This window comes from Streptomyces sp. NBC_00454 (assembly GCF_041434015.1).
Classification (GTDB): domain Bacteria; phylum Actinomycetota; class Actinomycetes; order Streptomycetales; family Streptomycetaceae; genus Streptomyces.
In genome coordinates, this window is record NZ_CP107907.1 from 748,921 (window position 1) to 763,750 (window position 14,830).

Below are 14,830 nucleotides of genomic sequence, written 5' to 3' on the forward strand. Positions count from 1 at the left end.
TCGTCCCGGGGCCAGGTTAGCCATCGCACGGCGTGCCGCACAGGCCACGGTGCGTCACTCGTGGCCGGTGCGGCACCCTTTCCGGAAACGGAATTCCGGTCGGTGTCCGAGCGGGAGTCCGGTCGGAAGTCCCGTCAGGAGGCCGGCGGTTCGGCCCCGACCAGCCACATCGAGAAGAACTGGGCCCCGCCCCCGTACGCGTGCCCCATCGCCCGCCGCGCGTCCGGGACTTGGTGCTCCCCGGCCTGGCCGCGCACCTGGAGGGCCGCCTCCGCGAAGCGGATCATGCCGGAGGCGCCGATCGGGTTGGTGGACAGGACTCCGCCCGACGGATTGACCGGAAGGTCTCCGTCGAGTTCGGTGACACCGGCCTCCGTGAGCTTCCAGCCCTCGCCCTCCTCGGCGAAACCGAGGTTCTCCAGCCACATCGGCTCGTACCAGGAGAAGGGCACGTACATCTCCACCGCGTCGATCTCCCGGCGCGGATCGGTGATCCCGGCCTGCCGGTAGACGTCGGCCGCGCAGTCCTTGCCCGCCTGCGGGGACACGAAGTCCTTGCCCGCGAAGAGGGTCGGCTCGCTGCGCATCGCCCCGCCGTGCACCCAGGCCGGCGGCTTCGGCGAACGGGCCGCGCCCGCCCGGTCGGTGAGGATCATCGCGCAGGCTCCGTCGGAGGACGGGCAGGTCTCGGAGTAGCGGATCGGGTCCCACAGCATCGGCGAGGCCTGGACCTTCTCCAGGGTGATGTCGTGCTCGTGCAGGTGCGCGTACGGGTTCTTCAGCGCGTTGCGGCGGTCCTTGTACGCGACGAGCGAGCCGACCGTGTCGGGGGCGCCGGTCCGCCGCATGTACGCGCGCACGTGCGGGGCGAAGAACCCGCCAGCCCCCGCCAGCAGCGGCTGCTGGAAGGGGACGGGCAGCGAGAGCCCCCACATCGCGTTGGACTCGGACTGCTTCTCGAAGGCGAGGGTCAGCACCGTGCGGTGGACGCGGGCGGCCACCAGGTTGGAGGCGACGAGCGCCGTGGAGCCGCCCACCGAACCGGCCGTGTGCACGCGGAGCATGGGCTTGCCGACCGCGCCGAGGGCGTCGGCCAGGTACAGCTCCGGCATCATCACGCCCTCGAAGAAGTCGGGGGCCTTGCCGATGACGACCGCGTCGATGTCCGCCCAGGTCAGCTCGGCGTCCGCGAGCGCGCGGGCGGCCGCCTCGCGCACCAGCCCCGCGATGGAGACGTCGTGGCGGGCGGCGACGTGCTTGGTCTGGCCGATGCCGACGATGGCCACCGGCTCCTTGCCCGTCGTGCTCATGCTCGGTCCCCTTCCAGGACGGCGACCAGGTTCTGCTGGAGGCAGGGGCCGGAGGTGGCGTGCGCGACGGCCCGGTCGGACTCGCCGCGGTGGATGCGGGCCGCCGCCTCACCGATCCGGATCAGGCCCGCGGCCATGACCGGATTGGCGGCGAGCGCCCCGCCGGACGGGTTGACGCTCACGGACCCGTCGAGTCCCAGGGCCTTGCGCAGCACGACCTCCTGGGAGGAGAACGGCGCGTGCAGTTCGGCGGTGTCCACCGGGCCCTCGAAGACGCCCGCGTGCTCGGCGGCGATCCGCGTGGACGGGGAGTCGGTGAGGTCGCGCAGCCCCAGGCTGTGCGCCTCGATGCGGTGGTCGATGCCGGTGATCCAGGCGGGCCGTTCGCACAGCCGCCGCGCCACGTCCCCGGCGGCCAGGATGACGGCGGCCGCACCGTCGCCGATGGGCGGGCAGTCGCCGGTGCGCAGCGGGGCCACCTGGTAGTCGCCCTGCGGGACGGCTCCGCTGAGCTGGGCGTAGGGGTTGGAGCTCGCGGAGGCCCGGTTGCGGGCGCCGATCTCGGCGAGCGCGGCTTCGTCGGTCTCCCCGGAGTCGATGAGCGCCTGCGCCTGGAGGGCGGCCAGGGCCACGGAGTCGGGCCAGAGCGGAGCCACGTAGTACGGGTCGAGCTGGCGGGTCAGGACGTCACGCACCGAGCCCGGGGAGGACTTCCCGTACGAGTACACGAGCGCGGTGTCGGCCTCGCCGGTCTGGATCTTGACCCAGGCCTCGTAGAGGGCCCAGGCCCCGTCCATCTCCACGTGGGACTCGGAGATCGGCGGCCAGGCGCCGACTCCGTCGAGGGTCATGGTGAAGGAGAAGGCCCGGCCCGCGAGGTAGTCGCTGGAACCGGAGCAGGTGAAGCCGATCTCGCCCGCCTTCAGGCCGGTCTGGGCCAGCACCTGGTGCAGGACCGGCATGACCATCTCGACTTCGCTGAGCTCGTCGGTGCGGCGCCGGTGGTCGCTCTGCGCGAAGGCCACGACGGCGACCTCGCGCGCGTGCCTGGTCGTGTCCGGCATCAGATGAGCTCCTTGTAGACGTCGTAGTCCGCGTCCGGCTCTCCGGTGGGGCGGTAGTGATCGGGGTAGCGCCCGCCGTCGGTCCACACGGGCTCGACCCGCAGACCCATGCGGACCTGGTCGTACGGGATCCCGCCGATCCGGCCGTGCAGGGCGAGGCCGGCGCCGTCGAGAGCGATGTGGGCGTAGACGTAGGGGACTTCGATATCGAGGTTCTTGGCCTTGATGTTGACGATGCAGTACGTGGTGACCGTGCCCGCCGGGCCGACCTCGACCCGGTCGGTGGTGGCGACCCCGCAGGTGGGGCAGGCGCCGCGCGGGGGCACGTACACCTTGTGGCAGGAGGGGCAGCGCTCGCCGATGGTCTTCTGCTCGGAGAGGCCGGCGATGTACGCGGTCTGCGCGCGGCCGGGGCTGTACGTGTAGTCCAGCCGGGCCTCGGCGACGATGCCGGTGACGGCGTCCGCGAACTCCCCGTCGTGCGGGGCGGCTTGCGCGGCCCCGTCCCCGTCCCCGGGCTGCGCGGGCTCGAAGCAGGCGATGTCGGTGATCGCCCCGGTCCGCTCCGCGGCCCACCGCACCCGGACCCGCATGCCGGTGTGCACGGCGTCGGGGCCGGGCACGTCGAGGGCGTGGAGCATCGCGGTGTCGGCACCGTCGAGGCGCACGAGGACCCAGGCGAAGGGGGTGCCCAGGGGCTGGCTCCGGCGCGGGGAGCCGTTCCAGGCCCAGGTGGTCACGGTCCCGGTGGCGCCCACCTCGACCAGGTCGCGGATCTCCTCGGCGGTGACGGGGTCGTACTCCACGGGCGGCACCATCACCTTGCCGTCGGCGGTGGTGACCCCGAGCACGACGCCTTCGCGCAGTCCCGTCAGGAAGGCGCTCTGCACGGGCCCGAGGGACCGGGTGAAGGGGAACTCGACGACGAGGGGCGCGCGGAGGATCTCCGGTGGGGACGCGGCTGTCATGGGTGGGTCTCCGATGTGTGAGGTTCCGACAAATCCAGCCCCGCCGGCGCAAATCCAGCCCCGCCCGGGCAATTTCAGCCCCGCCGGCGTTTGAGGCGCGGGGTCCGGGGCGGAGCCCCTAAATCCGGCCCCGCCCGGCAAATCCAGCCCCGCCGGCGTTTGAGGCGCGGGGTCCGGGGCAGAGCCCCGAAATCAAGCCCCGCCGGCGTTTGAGGCGCGGGGGTCCGGGGGCTGGCCCCCGGCAACGGCGCCGCACCGGCGCACGGACCCGGCACCACCGGGCACGGCACGGGCACGGCACGGGCACGGCGCCCGACTACTCCCGCCGATACACCGCGGCCCGCTTCTCGGCGAAGGCCCGCGCCCCTTCCTTCGCGTCCGCGGTATCGAAGATCGGCCACCCCCGCAGGAGCTCCGAGGCAAGCCCCTCCGTCTCGGCCATCTCCGCCGTCTCGTAGACGGACGCCTTCACCGCCTCCACCGCCAACGGCCCGCACGCGTTGATCCGCTCCGCGATCTCCAGCGCAGCCGCAAGCGCCGTGCCGTCCGGCACCACCCGCCCGATGAGCCCGATCCGCGCCGCCTCCTCGGCCGCGTAGGGCCGCCCGGTCAGCAGCATCTCCAGCGCGTGCGTGCGCGGGATCTGCCGGGGCAGCCGCACCGTCGAGCCGCCGATCGGGAAGAGTCCGCGCTTGACCTCGAACAGCCCGAAGGTGGCACCCTCCCCCGCGACCCGGATGTCGGTCCCCTGGAGGATCTCCGTACCGCCCGCCACGCAGTAGCCCTCGACCGCCGCGATGACCGGCTTGCGGGGCCGGTGGTGGCGGAGCATCGCCTTCCAGTGCAGGTCCGGGTCGGCCTTGAGCCGGTCCCGGTAGTGGTCGCCCGCCATGCCCTTGCCGGCCAGCGCCTTCAGGTCCATTCCGGCGCAGAAGTCCCCGCCGGCGCCCGTCAGCACCACCGAGCGGATCGTGTCGTCCGCGTCCGCCTCCAGCCAGCCGTCGTAGAGCCCCACCAACAGCGGCAGCGAAAGCGCGTTCTTCGCTTCTGGCCTGTTCATGGTGAGCACCAGCGTGGCGCCGTGGCGTTCCACGGTCAGGTGTTCTGTCCCACCCATTGCCGTCCTCCCGTCTCAAGACCTAGAACAGGTTGCAGGAGGGGCGAGTGCAGTTCAATAGTTTTCTGACACCCAGTCAGATTTATTGGGCGGTCCCCTTCCCAGTTGGGGTTGGCGACGCTCTAATGACCGCCGAGCAGACCAGCCATGGGATTTTCTGGGTCAGGAGGACCGGTGGAGTACAACATTGCCGACCTGTTCGAGTCGGTCGTGGACGTGGTCCCGGACCGCGAGGCCCTCGTGTACGTGGACCACCCCGGGACCGGCGCCGAGCGCCGCCTCACGTACGCGGAGCTGGACGCGGCGTCGAACCGCATCGCGCACCATCTGCTGGACAGCGGGCTGCAGGCCGGCGAGCACCTGGGCCTGCACCTCTACAACGGGATCGAGTACCTGCAGACCGTCCTGGCCTGCCTCAAGGCCCGTCTGGTGCCGGTGAACGTGAACTACCGGTACGTGGAGGAAGAACTGGTCTACCTCTACAACGACGCCGATCTGGCGGCGCTCGTCTTCGAGGGCGAGTTCACCGAGCGGGTCGCTGCGGCGCTGCCGCAGACGACGAAGCTCCGCCACCTGATCCGGGTCGGGCCGACCCCCGAGGGCGCCCCGGAGCCCTCGATCGCGCCGGTCGCGTACGCGGACGCGGAGGCCGCCGGCTCGCCCGGGCGCGGTTTCCCGCCCCGTTCCCCCGATGACCTGTTCATCATCTACACCGGCGGTACGACCGGCATGCCCAAGGGCGTCATGTGGCGCGCCGAGGACCTCTTCTTCGCCGGCCTCTTCGGCGGGGAGCCCTCCGGCGAACCCGTGAAGCGGCCCGAGGAACTGGCGGAGCGGGTGGCCGCGCGCGGCGCCGGACTGACCTTCTTCCCGGCTCCCCCGCTGATGCACGGCACCTCCACGCTGACCTCGTTCATCGCCTTCAACTACGGGCAGCGGGTGGTCATCCACCGCAAGTACGCGCCCGAGGAGGTGCTGCGCACCATAGAGAAGGAGAAGGTCTCCAGCGTCTCGCTGGTGGGCGACGCGATGCTGCGGCCCCTCATCGACGCCCTGAACGGTCCCCTCAAGGGCACGGACCTCTCCTCCCTCTTCAGCGTCTCCTCCTCCGGCGCGATCATGTCGGAGACGGTGCGCGCCGAGTTCCAGGCGCTCGTCCCGAACGTGATGCTCCTGAACAACTTCGGCTCGTCCGAGTCCGGCTCGAACGGCCGCGCCACGAACGACTCCGGCCCCGAGAAGGGCTTCCGGCTGGAGGTCAACGAGCGGACCCAGGTGGTGGACCCGGTCACCCACGAGCCGGTGCCGGTGGGCGAGCCGGGACGGCTCGCGCAGCGCGGCTACGTACCGCTGGGCTACTACAACGACCCGGCCAAGACCGCCGAAACCTTCTTCCAGAAGGGCTCGGAGCGGTGGGTACTGCTCGGCGACATGGCGACGGTGGACGAGCAGGGCATCGTGACCGTCCTCGGCCGCGGTTCGCAGTGCATCAACACGGGCGGCGAGAAGGTGTACCCGGAGGAGGTCGAACAGGCACTGAAGTCCCACCCGGACGTCTACGACGCCCTGGTCGCCGGGGTCGCGGACCCGACGTGGGGCAGCCACGTGGCCGCGGTGGTCCAGGTCCGCGAGGGCGCCTCCGACCTGACGCTGGACGAGATCCAGGCCCACTGCCGCACCAAGCTCGCCGGCTACAAGATCCCGCGCCAGCTCGTCATCACCCCGGCCATCCAGCGCTCCCCGAGCGGCAAGGCGGACTACCGGTGGGCGAAGTCGGTGGCGACGGAGGCGGACGCGGAGGCGGCCCACTAGCAGTGTGACCGGAGCCCCCCCTGGCTCCTGGCCCCTGGCCCCGTATCGCGCGAGCCGCGCGGTACGGGGCCTTGCGCGTGCGCCCGGTGCGGCGGGCCGATCGGGGTGTGGCTCATGGCCGGGCGCTCAGAGGCGGCTGAGCAGTTCGGCCGCGAGCATGCGGGTCCAGGCCGCCAGTTCTGGGCGGTCCGTGCCCTGGCCCAGTACGTCGGACTGGGCCTCCGTGAGGCGGAGCGGGCCGGGGTCCTCCAGCAGGTGGGCCACCTCGGAGAGCAGGCCGGCCAGGCGGCGGGCGCCGGGGGCGCCGAGGCGGACGGTTACCGCGGGGTCGATGACGGACACGGCCGCCGCCTCCCTTCACCGGAACCCCTGGTTCGACCGTACGCCCCCGTCCCGGCGGTCGCCGCCCGGGCACGGGGCGGCGCGGTCACCGGCCAATCACGGGTCGGCGCGGTCGTCGCCCGGACAGGGCTCGCGCGGTCGCCGCTCAGGCTCCGGTGCCGAGGAAGCGCTCGATCCGCGCCGAGAACCAGTCCGCGTCGTCCAGCCACGGGAAGTGGCCGCCACCCGGCTGGACATCGGTGGTGCCGTGCGGGAAGAGCTCCGCGAGGCGGGCGGCGAGGGCCGGGCGCGGATTGCCGTCGAGCTCCCCGGCCAGTACCAGCACCTCGCCCGCCACTCGGCGCAGGCCTGCCCGGGTGACGGGCGGATCGAAGGCGCCCGGGCCGCCGTAGGCGGCGGCCGCCTCCGCGTTCTGCTGGTGCGCGTTCGCGGCCACGTGGGCGCGGGCCGTCTCGTCCCAGAGCCCGTACGCGAGCGGCATGGACGCCTCCCAGTCGGCCTTGTCGACAGCGCCGCCGGACCCGGTGCTCGCGATCACCCGCTCGTAGGCCGCGAGGGCCGTGGCGTACGGCTCGCTGCCCGCCCTGAGCAGGTAGGTCTCCATGCGCTCCTGCGGGTCCTGTACGAGGTCCACGGCCCAGGCCGTCGGAGTGACCATGACCAGCCGGCTCAGCCGCTGCGGATGCGCAGCCGCGTACAGCAGCGCGAGGTTGCCGCTCGCCGAGTGGGCCAGCAGGTCCATGCTCTCCAGGCCGAGGTGGATCCGCAGCGCCTCGACGTCGGCGACCTGGTGGTCCACGCGGTACGTCGACTCGTCCGCCGGGATCGCGGAGTCCCCGGTGCCGCGCAGGTCGAGCATGATCAGGCGGCGCCCGGCGGACAGCCCGCCGAGGTCGCCGAGGTACGCGGAGGCCCGCATGGCGCCGCCGGGGAGGCAGACCAGCGGCGGGCCCTCGCCGAGGACGTGGTAGGCGAGTTCGGTTCCATCGGTCGTGGCGAAGGTGGCGAACGTGACGGGTGCGGAGGGGGTAGGGGGCACGGAGGGGGTGGAGGATGCGGGGATCAGGGTCGACATGCGGGCCATCCCATCAGACGATCACCCGTTCGAGTCATTGATTTTCACCGCCGAGGTCGGGCAATCTACCGAATGATCGGTCGGGAAGCTCGGAGAAGGGGTGGCGGCATGAGTGCGTACGCGAAGGGTCCAGACGACGCCTGGGCGGACGAAGGCGAGCGGATGGGCCATGACGAGCTGGCCGCCCTCCAGCTGACGCGGCTGCGCGCGACCCTGCGGCGGGCCTACGACAACGTCCCCTTCTACCGCCAGGCCTTCGACAAGGCCGGCCTGCATCCCGACGACTGCCGTTCCCTGGCCGACCTCGCCCTCTTCCCCTTCACCACCAAGTCCGACCTGCGCGACCAGTACCCCTTCGGGATGTTCGCCGTCCCGCGCCCCGAGGTGCGCCGCATCCACGCGTCGAGCGGCACCACGGGTCGACCGACCGTCGTCGGCTACACCGAGGGAGACCTGTCCACCTGGGCGGACGTCGTCGCCCGGTCGATCCGCGCGGCGGGCGGCAGACCGGGCCAGATGGTCCACATCGCCTACGGGTACGGCCTGTTCACCGGCGGCCTGGGCGCCCACTACGGCGCGGAGCGCCTGGGCTGTACGGTCGTGCCCGCCTCGGGCGGGATGACGGACCGCCAGGTCCGGCTGATCCAGGACTTCCGGCCGGAGGTCATCATGGTCACTCCCTCGTACATGCTGACCCTGCTGGACGAGATGGAGCGCCAGGGCATCGACCCGCGCGCCACCTCGCTGCGGACGGGGATCTTCGGAGCCGAGCCGTGGACGGAGGAGATGCGCCGCGAGATCGAGGAACGGCTCGACATCGACGCGGTGGACATCTACGGCCTGTCCGAGGTGATGGGTCCGGGGGTCGCGCAGGAGTTCGCCGAGACCAAGGACGGCCTCCACATATGGGAGGACCACTTCTATCCGGAGGTGGTCGACCCGCTGACGGGCGCCGTGCTGCCGGAGGGCGAGTCCGGGGAGCTGGTCTTCACCTCGCTCACCAAAGAGGCGATGCCCGTCATCCGCTACCGCACCCGGGACCTGACCCGGCTGCTGCCCGGTACGGTCCGGCCCGCCTTCCGCCGGATGGAGAAGATCACGGGGCGCAGCGACGACATGATCATCCTGCGCGGGGTGAACCTCTACCCGACCCAGATCGAGGAGGTCCTCCTGCGCATACCGGCCCTCGCTCCGCACTTCCAGCTCCGCCTGACCCGGGAGGGCCGGCTGGACGCCCTGACGGTACGGGTGGAGGCGCGCCGGGAGAGCGACCCCGGTCAGCGGGAGGCCGCGGCGGCCGCCGTGGTGCGGGCCGTCAAGGAGGGCATCGGGGTCTCGGTCGCGGTGGAGGTCGTGGATCCGGAGACCCTCGAGCGCTCGGTCGGCAAGATCAAGCGCATGGTGGACCTCCGGGAGGGCTGAGCCCCCGCACCCGCGGGCCCACGGAGCGGCGCCGGGGCCACCGGCGGCCGTGTCCGGAGCCACCGGCGGCCTTCCGATCCACCCCTTCGGGCCACTTCGGGGGGCCTGCCGGGAACCGTCGGGCCGGTCCGGGTAGGGGAAGAGGCGTGACCACGTACTTCCGGCTGCTCCACGACCGGCTCCAGGCCTCCCAGGCCGGGCTGGCGTGGAGCCGTGGCCGGGAGATGGAGCTGATGCACCGGGCGATGGGCTTCGCGGCCCTCGGCTTCCTGACCTTGGTGCCGCTGCTGGTCGTCGTCGCGGCCGCCGCGCCCGGCAGCGGTTCGGGCTTCGGCCGCTGGCTCGGCCAGGCGCTGGGGGTGACGGCGTACTCGCGGGAGCAGATCGAGATGCTGTTCGGCGCGGCGGACCAGGCGCTGGAGCGGACCACGGCGTTCGGGCTCGCCGCCCTGGCCGTCTTCGGCCTGACCTTCGGCTCCGCGGTGCAGACCGGGTACGAGAAGGTCTGGGACCTCCCCACGGCCCGCTGGCACACCATGTGGCGGCACGTCGTCTGGCTCGCCCTGCTGGTCTGCTACCTCGCGCTCCTGGTCGCCATCCCCTCCCCCTCGGACGACGCACCCGGCACGGTCCTGGGCACCACGGGCGATGTCATCGGCACCGGCCTGTTCTTCTGGTCCTCCCAGTGGATGCTCCTGGGCGGCCGGGTCCGCTGGCGCGCGCTGCTCCCGGGAGCGGCGGCCACCAGCCTCGGCCTGCTGGGCCTGCGGATCTTCTCGCAGCTGGTGTTCTCCCCGCTGATCGCCTCCAACGCCGTGACCTACGGCCCCTTCGGCACCCTCCTGGTCGTCCAGTCCTGGCTCGTCGGCGTCGGCTTCGTGGTGTACGGCGGCGCCCTCGTCGGCCGCCTCGTCCACGAACACCTCATCTTCCGCCGCCTCCGCGCCACCGGCCTGCTCGCGGAGTAGCCCCGCTCCGGTCCGGGCGCCGCACAACCGTACGACCGTACGACCGGCCGGTGATCAGACATCAGCGATCAGCGGAGCTCCAGCACCCCGGGGACCTGCCCCTCGGCGATGTCGACGAGCCAGTCGAAGACCGTCGGCCCCTGCCCCCGCCGTGCCGCGGCCAGCTCCTCTGCGACGCGGGCGCGATTCGTGTGATGGCAGCGCACCAGCGTCTGCTCCAGACGGCGAGCCGTCTCGGGGTGTCCGAGCAGCCGCCGCGACACTTCGTGGCGGAGCCACACGATCTTGAAATCATCGTCGTCGGGGGTTCCGAACCCGCCGCGCAGACAGTCGTTGAAGGAGTCGAGGTTCCGCCCGAAATAGCCGCCGGGGCCGTTCACCGCCTCACCGATGACGAGCCAGAAGTCCTCCAGCGTGCGGATCCGTTCACCGTCGAGCTCATAGGTCTTGGTCACGGCAGCGAGGCTAGGCTCCCCGCGGGGCGACCGCACCCGAATAGGGCGCGGGGCCCCGTCAGGCGGGGTCGGAGAAGCGGTCGCGGAGCTCGCGCTTGAGGATCTTGCCGCTCGCGTTGCGGGGCAGGGCGTCCACGAAGACCACCCGCTTCGGGGCCTTGAAGTGGGCCAGCTCCTCGCGTGCGTAGGCCATGAGTTCGGCCTCCGTCACCTCGCCCCGCGGGACCACCACCGCCGTGACCGCCTCGATCCACCGCTCGTCGGGCAGGCCCACCACGGCCGCCTCGGCCACGCCCGGGTGGGTGTACAGCACGTCCTCCACCTGCCGGGAGGCGACCAGCACCCCGCCCGAGTTGATGACGTCCTTCACCCGGTCCACCACCGTGAAGTACCCCTGTGCGTCCCGGACCGCGAGGTCCCCGGAGCGGAACCAGCCGTCGCGGAAGGCCTTCTTCGTCCCCTCCGCGTCGTTCCAGTAGCCCTGGCACAGCTGCGGGGAGCGGTACACCACCTCCCCGGCGGTGCCGTCCGGCACGTCCGCCCCGTCCTCGTCGACGACCCGGGCCTCCACGTGACGGACCGGCCGCCCGCACGAGTCCATCCGCCCCTCGTGCTCCTCCGGCCGCAGCACCGTGGCCAGCGGCCCGATCTCGCTCTGGCCGAAGCAGTTGTAGAAGCCGAGTCCGGGCAACCGCGCGCGCAGCCGTTCCAGCACGGGCACCGGCATGATCGAGGCCCCGTAGTACGCCTTGGTCAGCGCGGACAGGTCGCGCACCGCGAAGTCCGGGTGGTTGGCCAGGCCGATCCACACGGTCGGCGGCGCGAACAGGCTGTCCGCCTCCCCCGCCTCCACCAGGTCGAAGATCTCCGCCGCGACCGGAGCGTCGACCACCGTGTTGCGCGCGCCGACCGCCAGGTACGGCAGCAGGAAGACGTGCATCTGCGCCGAGTGGTACAGCGGCAGGGAGTGGACCGGCCGGTCCGCCTCCGTCAGGTCGAGGGAGCCGATGGCGCTCTCGTACTCGTGGCAGAGCGCCTCGTGCGTCATCATCGCGCCCTTGGGCAGAGCGGTCGTCCCGGAGGTGTAGAGCAGCTGCGCCAGCAGCGACGGGTCCTCGCTCCGGGGGTAGGGCGCCGGTTCGGCCAGCTCTCCGAGGAAGGAGCCGGGTGCGTCGCGCAGCGGCCGTACGGCGAACCCGGCGGGGACCCGCCCGGCCAGGTCGGGGTCGGCGAGGACGAGCGAGCTCGCGGAGTTCTCCAGGATGTACGCGAGGTCCTGGCCGGTGAGGTTCTGGTTGACCGGGACGTGGACGAGCCCGGCTCGCGCGCAGGCGAGGAAGGCGAGGAGGTAGGCGTCGGAGTTGTGCGCGAAGGTCGCGACCCGGTCCCCCTCGGCCAGTCCGTACCGGCCGCGCAGCACGGCCGCGCCCGTGGAGACGGCCGCGTCGAGTTCCGCGTAGGTCCAGGTCCGCTCGCGGTAGCGGACGGCCGTCCGGTCGGGGACGCGCCGTGCGCTGTCGTGGACCAGTCCGTCGACCGTGTTCTTCCGCACTTCCGTCATACCGGGATCCTCGTCTCCTCGTACGCGCGAGGTCAATGAGCGGGGCATCTGCGACACCGGGGATGCCAGGGAGACCAGAGATACCAAACGGGATGTTGACAGGACGTCAAGCGCCTGCGTGAGTGTGGGAGCACAGGAGCACCGACCACCCCCGGACGGGCAACCCGGCCCGTCCGCAGGCCATTTGGGAGGCACGTTGCACTTTCTTGATGAACACCGCCTCGACCGACGCCGCCGCACCGCACGCATCCGCCCGCTTCTCCGCCGCGTCGCCCTCACGGGCGCGACCCTGCTCGCCGCCACGGCCGCGATACCCCAGGCCTCCGCCGCGGCAGCGGCCCCGCCGGGCTCCGGCCCGTCCGGCGGCGGCCTGTCCGCCGTGATCCGGTACACCGAGAACGGCATCCCGCACATCGTGGCCCAGGACTACGCCCACCTCGGCTTCGGCACCGGCTGGGCGCAGGCCGCCGACCAGGTGTGCGTGCTGGCCGACGGGTTCCTGACCGTCTCCGGGGAACGCTCGCGCTGGTTCGGCCCCGATGCCGCGCCCGACGGTTCGCTCTCCTCCGCGGCCAAGAACCTCTCCAGCGACCTCTACTTCAAGGGCGTCCGCGATTCCGGCGCCGTGGAGAAGCTGCTCGCCGCGCCCGCGCCGGCCGGGCCGGGCAAGGACGTCAAGGAGCTGATGCGCGGCTGGGCCGCCGGCTACAACGCCTGGCTCGCCCAGAACAAGATCACCGATCCGGCCTGCAAGGACGCCAAGTGGGTCCACCCGGTCGGCGTCACCGACGTGGCCGCCCGCGGCTACGCCGTCTCCGTGCTCGGCGGCCAGGGCCGCGCCGTCGACGGCATCACCGCGGCGCAGCCGCCGGGCGCGGCCACGGCCCGTGGCGGCGCCGCCGGCGGAACAGGCGGCACCAGCACCGCCGGTGATCCCGATCCCGCCGCAGCGGCCGAGGCGGCCCGGGAGCTCTTCGACACCACCCGCTACGACATGGGTTCCAACGCGGTGGCCTTCGCCGGTTCCACCACCGCGAACGGCAAGGGGCTGCTGCTGGGGAACCCGCACTATCCGTGGCAGGGCGGCCGCCGGTTCTGGCAGTCGCAGCAGACCATCCCCGGCGAGCTGAACGTCTCGGGCGGCTCGCTGCTCGGCACCGCCGTGGTGAACATCGGCTTCAACGAGAAGGTGGCCTGGAGCCACACCGTGGCCACCGGCACCCCCCTCAACCTGCACCAGCTGGTCCTCGACCCCGCCGACCCGACCGGCTACCTGGTGGACGGGAAGCCGGAGAAGATGACCCGGCGCGAGGTCGCCGTCCAGGTCGCGGGCAGCGCCGATCCCGTCACCCGCACCCAGTGGTGGACCCGCTACGGCCCGGTCGTCTCCAACCTCGGCGCCGGCCTCCCGCTGCCCTGGACGGCGACCACCGCGTACGCGCTCAACGACCCCAACGCCTCGAACCTGCGCGGCTCCGACACCGCCCTGGCCATGGGCAAGGCCCGCTCGGTCGCCGGGATCCAGGACGCCTTGCGGCGCACCCAGGGCCTGCCGTGGGTCAACACGGTCGCCGCGGACTCGGCGGGCGGCACCCTCTTCACCCAGTCGCAGGTGCTCCCCCGGATCACCGACGAGCTCGTGGCCCGCTGCTCGACCCCGATCGGCAGGGCCACGTACCCGTCCTCGGGGCTGGCGGTGCTGGACGGTTCGCGCGGTGACTGCGGGCTCGGCTCGGACCCGGCCGCTGTGCAGCCCGGGGTCTTCGGCCCGGGGAAGGCACCGACGCTGCGCGACGCCCCGTACGCGGAGAACTCCAACGACAGCGCCTGGCTGGCCAATGCCGAGACCCCGGTCACCGGCTACGAGCGGATCTGGGGCAATACGGCCACCCCGCGCTCACTGCGCACCCGGGGTGCGGTGGAGGACGTGTCCGCGATGGCGGCCAAGGGCGGGCTGACCGTGGCCGATCTGCAGAAGCAGCAGTTCGCGAACCGGGTCCCGGCCGGTGACCTGGCGGCGGCCGACGCGGCGAAGGCCTGCGCGGCCCTGCCCGGCGGGACGGCCACGGGCGGCGACGGCAGGGCCGTGGACGTTTCGGCGGCCTGCGGGGTGCTGGCGGCCTGGGACCGCACGGCGGACACCTCGAGCCGCGGGGCGCTGCTCTTCGACCGGTTCTGGCGGAAGCTGACCGCGAACACCGCGGCCAAGGACCTGTGGCTGGTGCCGTTCTCTGCGGCCGATCCGGTCCGCACCCCGCGCACGCTCAACCAGGCGGCGCCCGGGATCGGGCGGGCGCTCGCCGACACCGTCGCGGAGCTGAAGGCGGCGGGCATCGCGCTGGACGCCCCGCTCGGCGAGAACCAGTTCGTCGTGCGTGGCGGCGAGAAGCTGCCGGTGGGCGGCGGAACCGAGGCGCTGGGCGTCTGGAACAAGATCGAGGCGCCGTGGAACGCTGCGGCCGGCGGCTACCCGGAGGTCGTGCACGGCTCCAGCCACATCCAGGCGGTCGGCTGGGACGGCAGCCGCTGCCCGGTGGCGCGCACGCTGCTCACGTACGGCCAGTCCTCGAATCCGAACTCTCCCCACTACGCCGACCAGACCCGGCTCTTCTCGCAGGAGCGCTGGGTGAAGTCGCGGTTCTGCGAGTGGGACATCCTCACTTCGCCGCAGCTGAAGGTGGTCTGGCCGCGCGAGCGGCGCTGACCGAAGGGCTCCGACGCGTAGGTCGTCTCTTA

General features: G+C 72.4%; 12 protein-coding genes. 4 read left to right on the top strand and 8 right to left on the bottom strand.

The features are described 5' to 3' along the window. Positions 1-134 precede the first annotated feature (134 nt). The 4 genes from OHU74_RS03485 to OHU74_RS03500 all read right to left on the bottom strand — a co-directional run bounded on the left by OHU74_RS03485 (position 135) and on the right by OHU74_RS03500 (position 4,459). Entirely contained in the window at positions 135-1,310 is a 1,176-nt protein-coding gene (locus OHU74_RS03485) for a thiolase domain-containing protein (protein ID WP_371614514.1), read from the bottom strand. After that, on the bottom strand, positions 1,307-2,374 hold the full coding sequence (locus OHU74_RS03490; RefSeq protein ID WP_371614515.1) for a thiolase domain-containing protein: 1,068 nt from the start codon (positions 2,372-2,374) through the stop codon (positions 1,307-1,309). The genes OHU74_RS03485 and OHU74_RS03490 overlap by 4 nt, the downstream gene beginning before the upstream one ends. Next, positions 2,374-3,342 (bottom strand): Zn-ribbon domain-containing OB-fold protein, encoded by a 969-nt coding sequence (locus OHU74_RS03495; protein ID WP_371614516.1) that lies wholly within the window; start codon positions 3,340-3,342, stop codon positions 2,374-2,376. Before OHU74_RS03495 ends, OHU74_RS03490 begins: the two co-directional genes overlap by 1 nt. Positions 3,343-3,658: 316 nt before the next feature. Further along, entirely contained in the window at positions 3,659-4,459 is an 801-nt protein-coding gene (locus OHU74_RS03500; protein WP_371614517.1) for a crotonase/enoyl-CoA hydratase family protein, read from the bottom strand. Positions 4,460-4,633: 174 nt separating this feature from the next. On the opposite strand from OHU74_RS03500, the gene OHU74_RS03505 reads away from it, so the two are divergent. Then, positions 4,634-6,271 carry an acyl-CoA synthetase gene (locus OHU74_RS03505; protein WP_371614518.1) on the top strand — a complete coding sequence of 546 codons (1,638 nt, stop codon included), beginning with the start codon at positions 4,634-4,636 and terminating at the stop codon, positions 6,269-6,271. Positions 6,272-6,397: 126 nt separating this feature from the next. Here the strand turns inward: OHU74_RS03505 and OHU74_RS03510 are convergent, their stop codons facing one another. Next, on the bottom strand, positions 6,398-6,613 hold the full coding sequence (locus OHU74_RS03510; RefSeq protein WP_371614519.1) for a hypothetical protein: 216 nt from the start codon (positions 6,611-6,613) through the stop codon (positions 6,398-6,400). A 145-nt stretch (positions 6,614-6,758) separates the two neighbouring features. Then, complete coding sequence (locus OHU74_RS03515) at positions 6,759-7,688, bottom strand: alpha/beta fold hydrolase (RefSeq protein ID WP_371614520.1); 930 nt, start codon at positions 7,686-7,688, stop codon at positions 6,759-6,761. Between the two features lie 108 nt (positions 7,689-7,796). Between OHU74_RS03515 and paaK the strand changes: the two genes are divergently transcribed. Together paaK and OHU74_RS03525 are read left to right on the top strand one after the other, a co-directional pair. Beyond that, the gene (paaK, locus tag OHU74_RS03520) at positions 7,797-9,110 is read left to right on the top strand and encodes a phenylacetate--CoA ligase PaaK (RefSeq protein ID WP_371614521.1); all 1,314 of its coding nucleotides are present in this window, start codon (positions 7,797-7,799) and stop codon (positions 9,108-9,110) included. Positions 9,111-9,256: 146 nt separating this feature from the next. Next, on the top strand, positions 9,257-10,078 hold the full coding sequence (locus OHU74_RS03525) for a YhjD/YihY/BrkB family envelope integrity protein (RefSeq protein WP_371614522.1): 822 nt from the start codon (positions 9,257-9,259) through the stop codon (positions 10,076-10,078). 68 nt (positions 10,079-10,146) lie between these two features. Here the strand turns inward: OHU74_RS03525 and OHU74_RS03530 are convergent, their stop codons facing one another. Together OHU74_RS03530 and OHU74_RS03535 are read right to left on the bottom strand one after the other, a co-directional pair. Next, a complete protein-coding gene (locus OHU74_RS03530; protein WP_371614523.1) occupies positions 10,147-10,533 on the bottom strand; it encodes a barstar family protein in 387 nt (128 codons plus the stop codon). Between the two features lie 58 nt (positions 10,534-10,591). Beyond that, the gene (locus OHU74_RS03535; protein ID WP_371614524.1) at positions 10,592-12,094 is read right to left on the bottom strand and encodes a fatty acyl-CoA synthetase; all 1,503 of its coding nucleotides are present in this window, start codon (positions 12,092-12,094) and stop codon (positions 10,592-10,594) included. A 289-nt stretch (positions 12,095-12,383) separates the two neighbouring features. Here OHU74_RS03535 and OHU74_RS03540 point away from each other — a divergent pair, with 289 nt between their 5' ends. After that, a complete protein-coding gene (locus OHU74_RS03540) occupies positions 12,384-14,798 on the top strand; it encodes a penicillin acylase family protein (protein ID WP_371619551.1) in 2,415 nt (804 codons plus the stop codon). Positions 14,799-14,830: the final 32 nt, after the last annotated feature.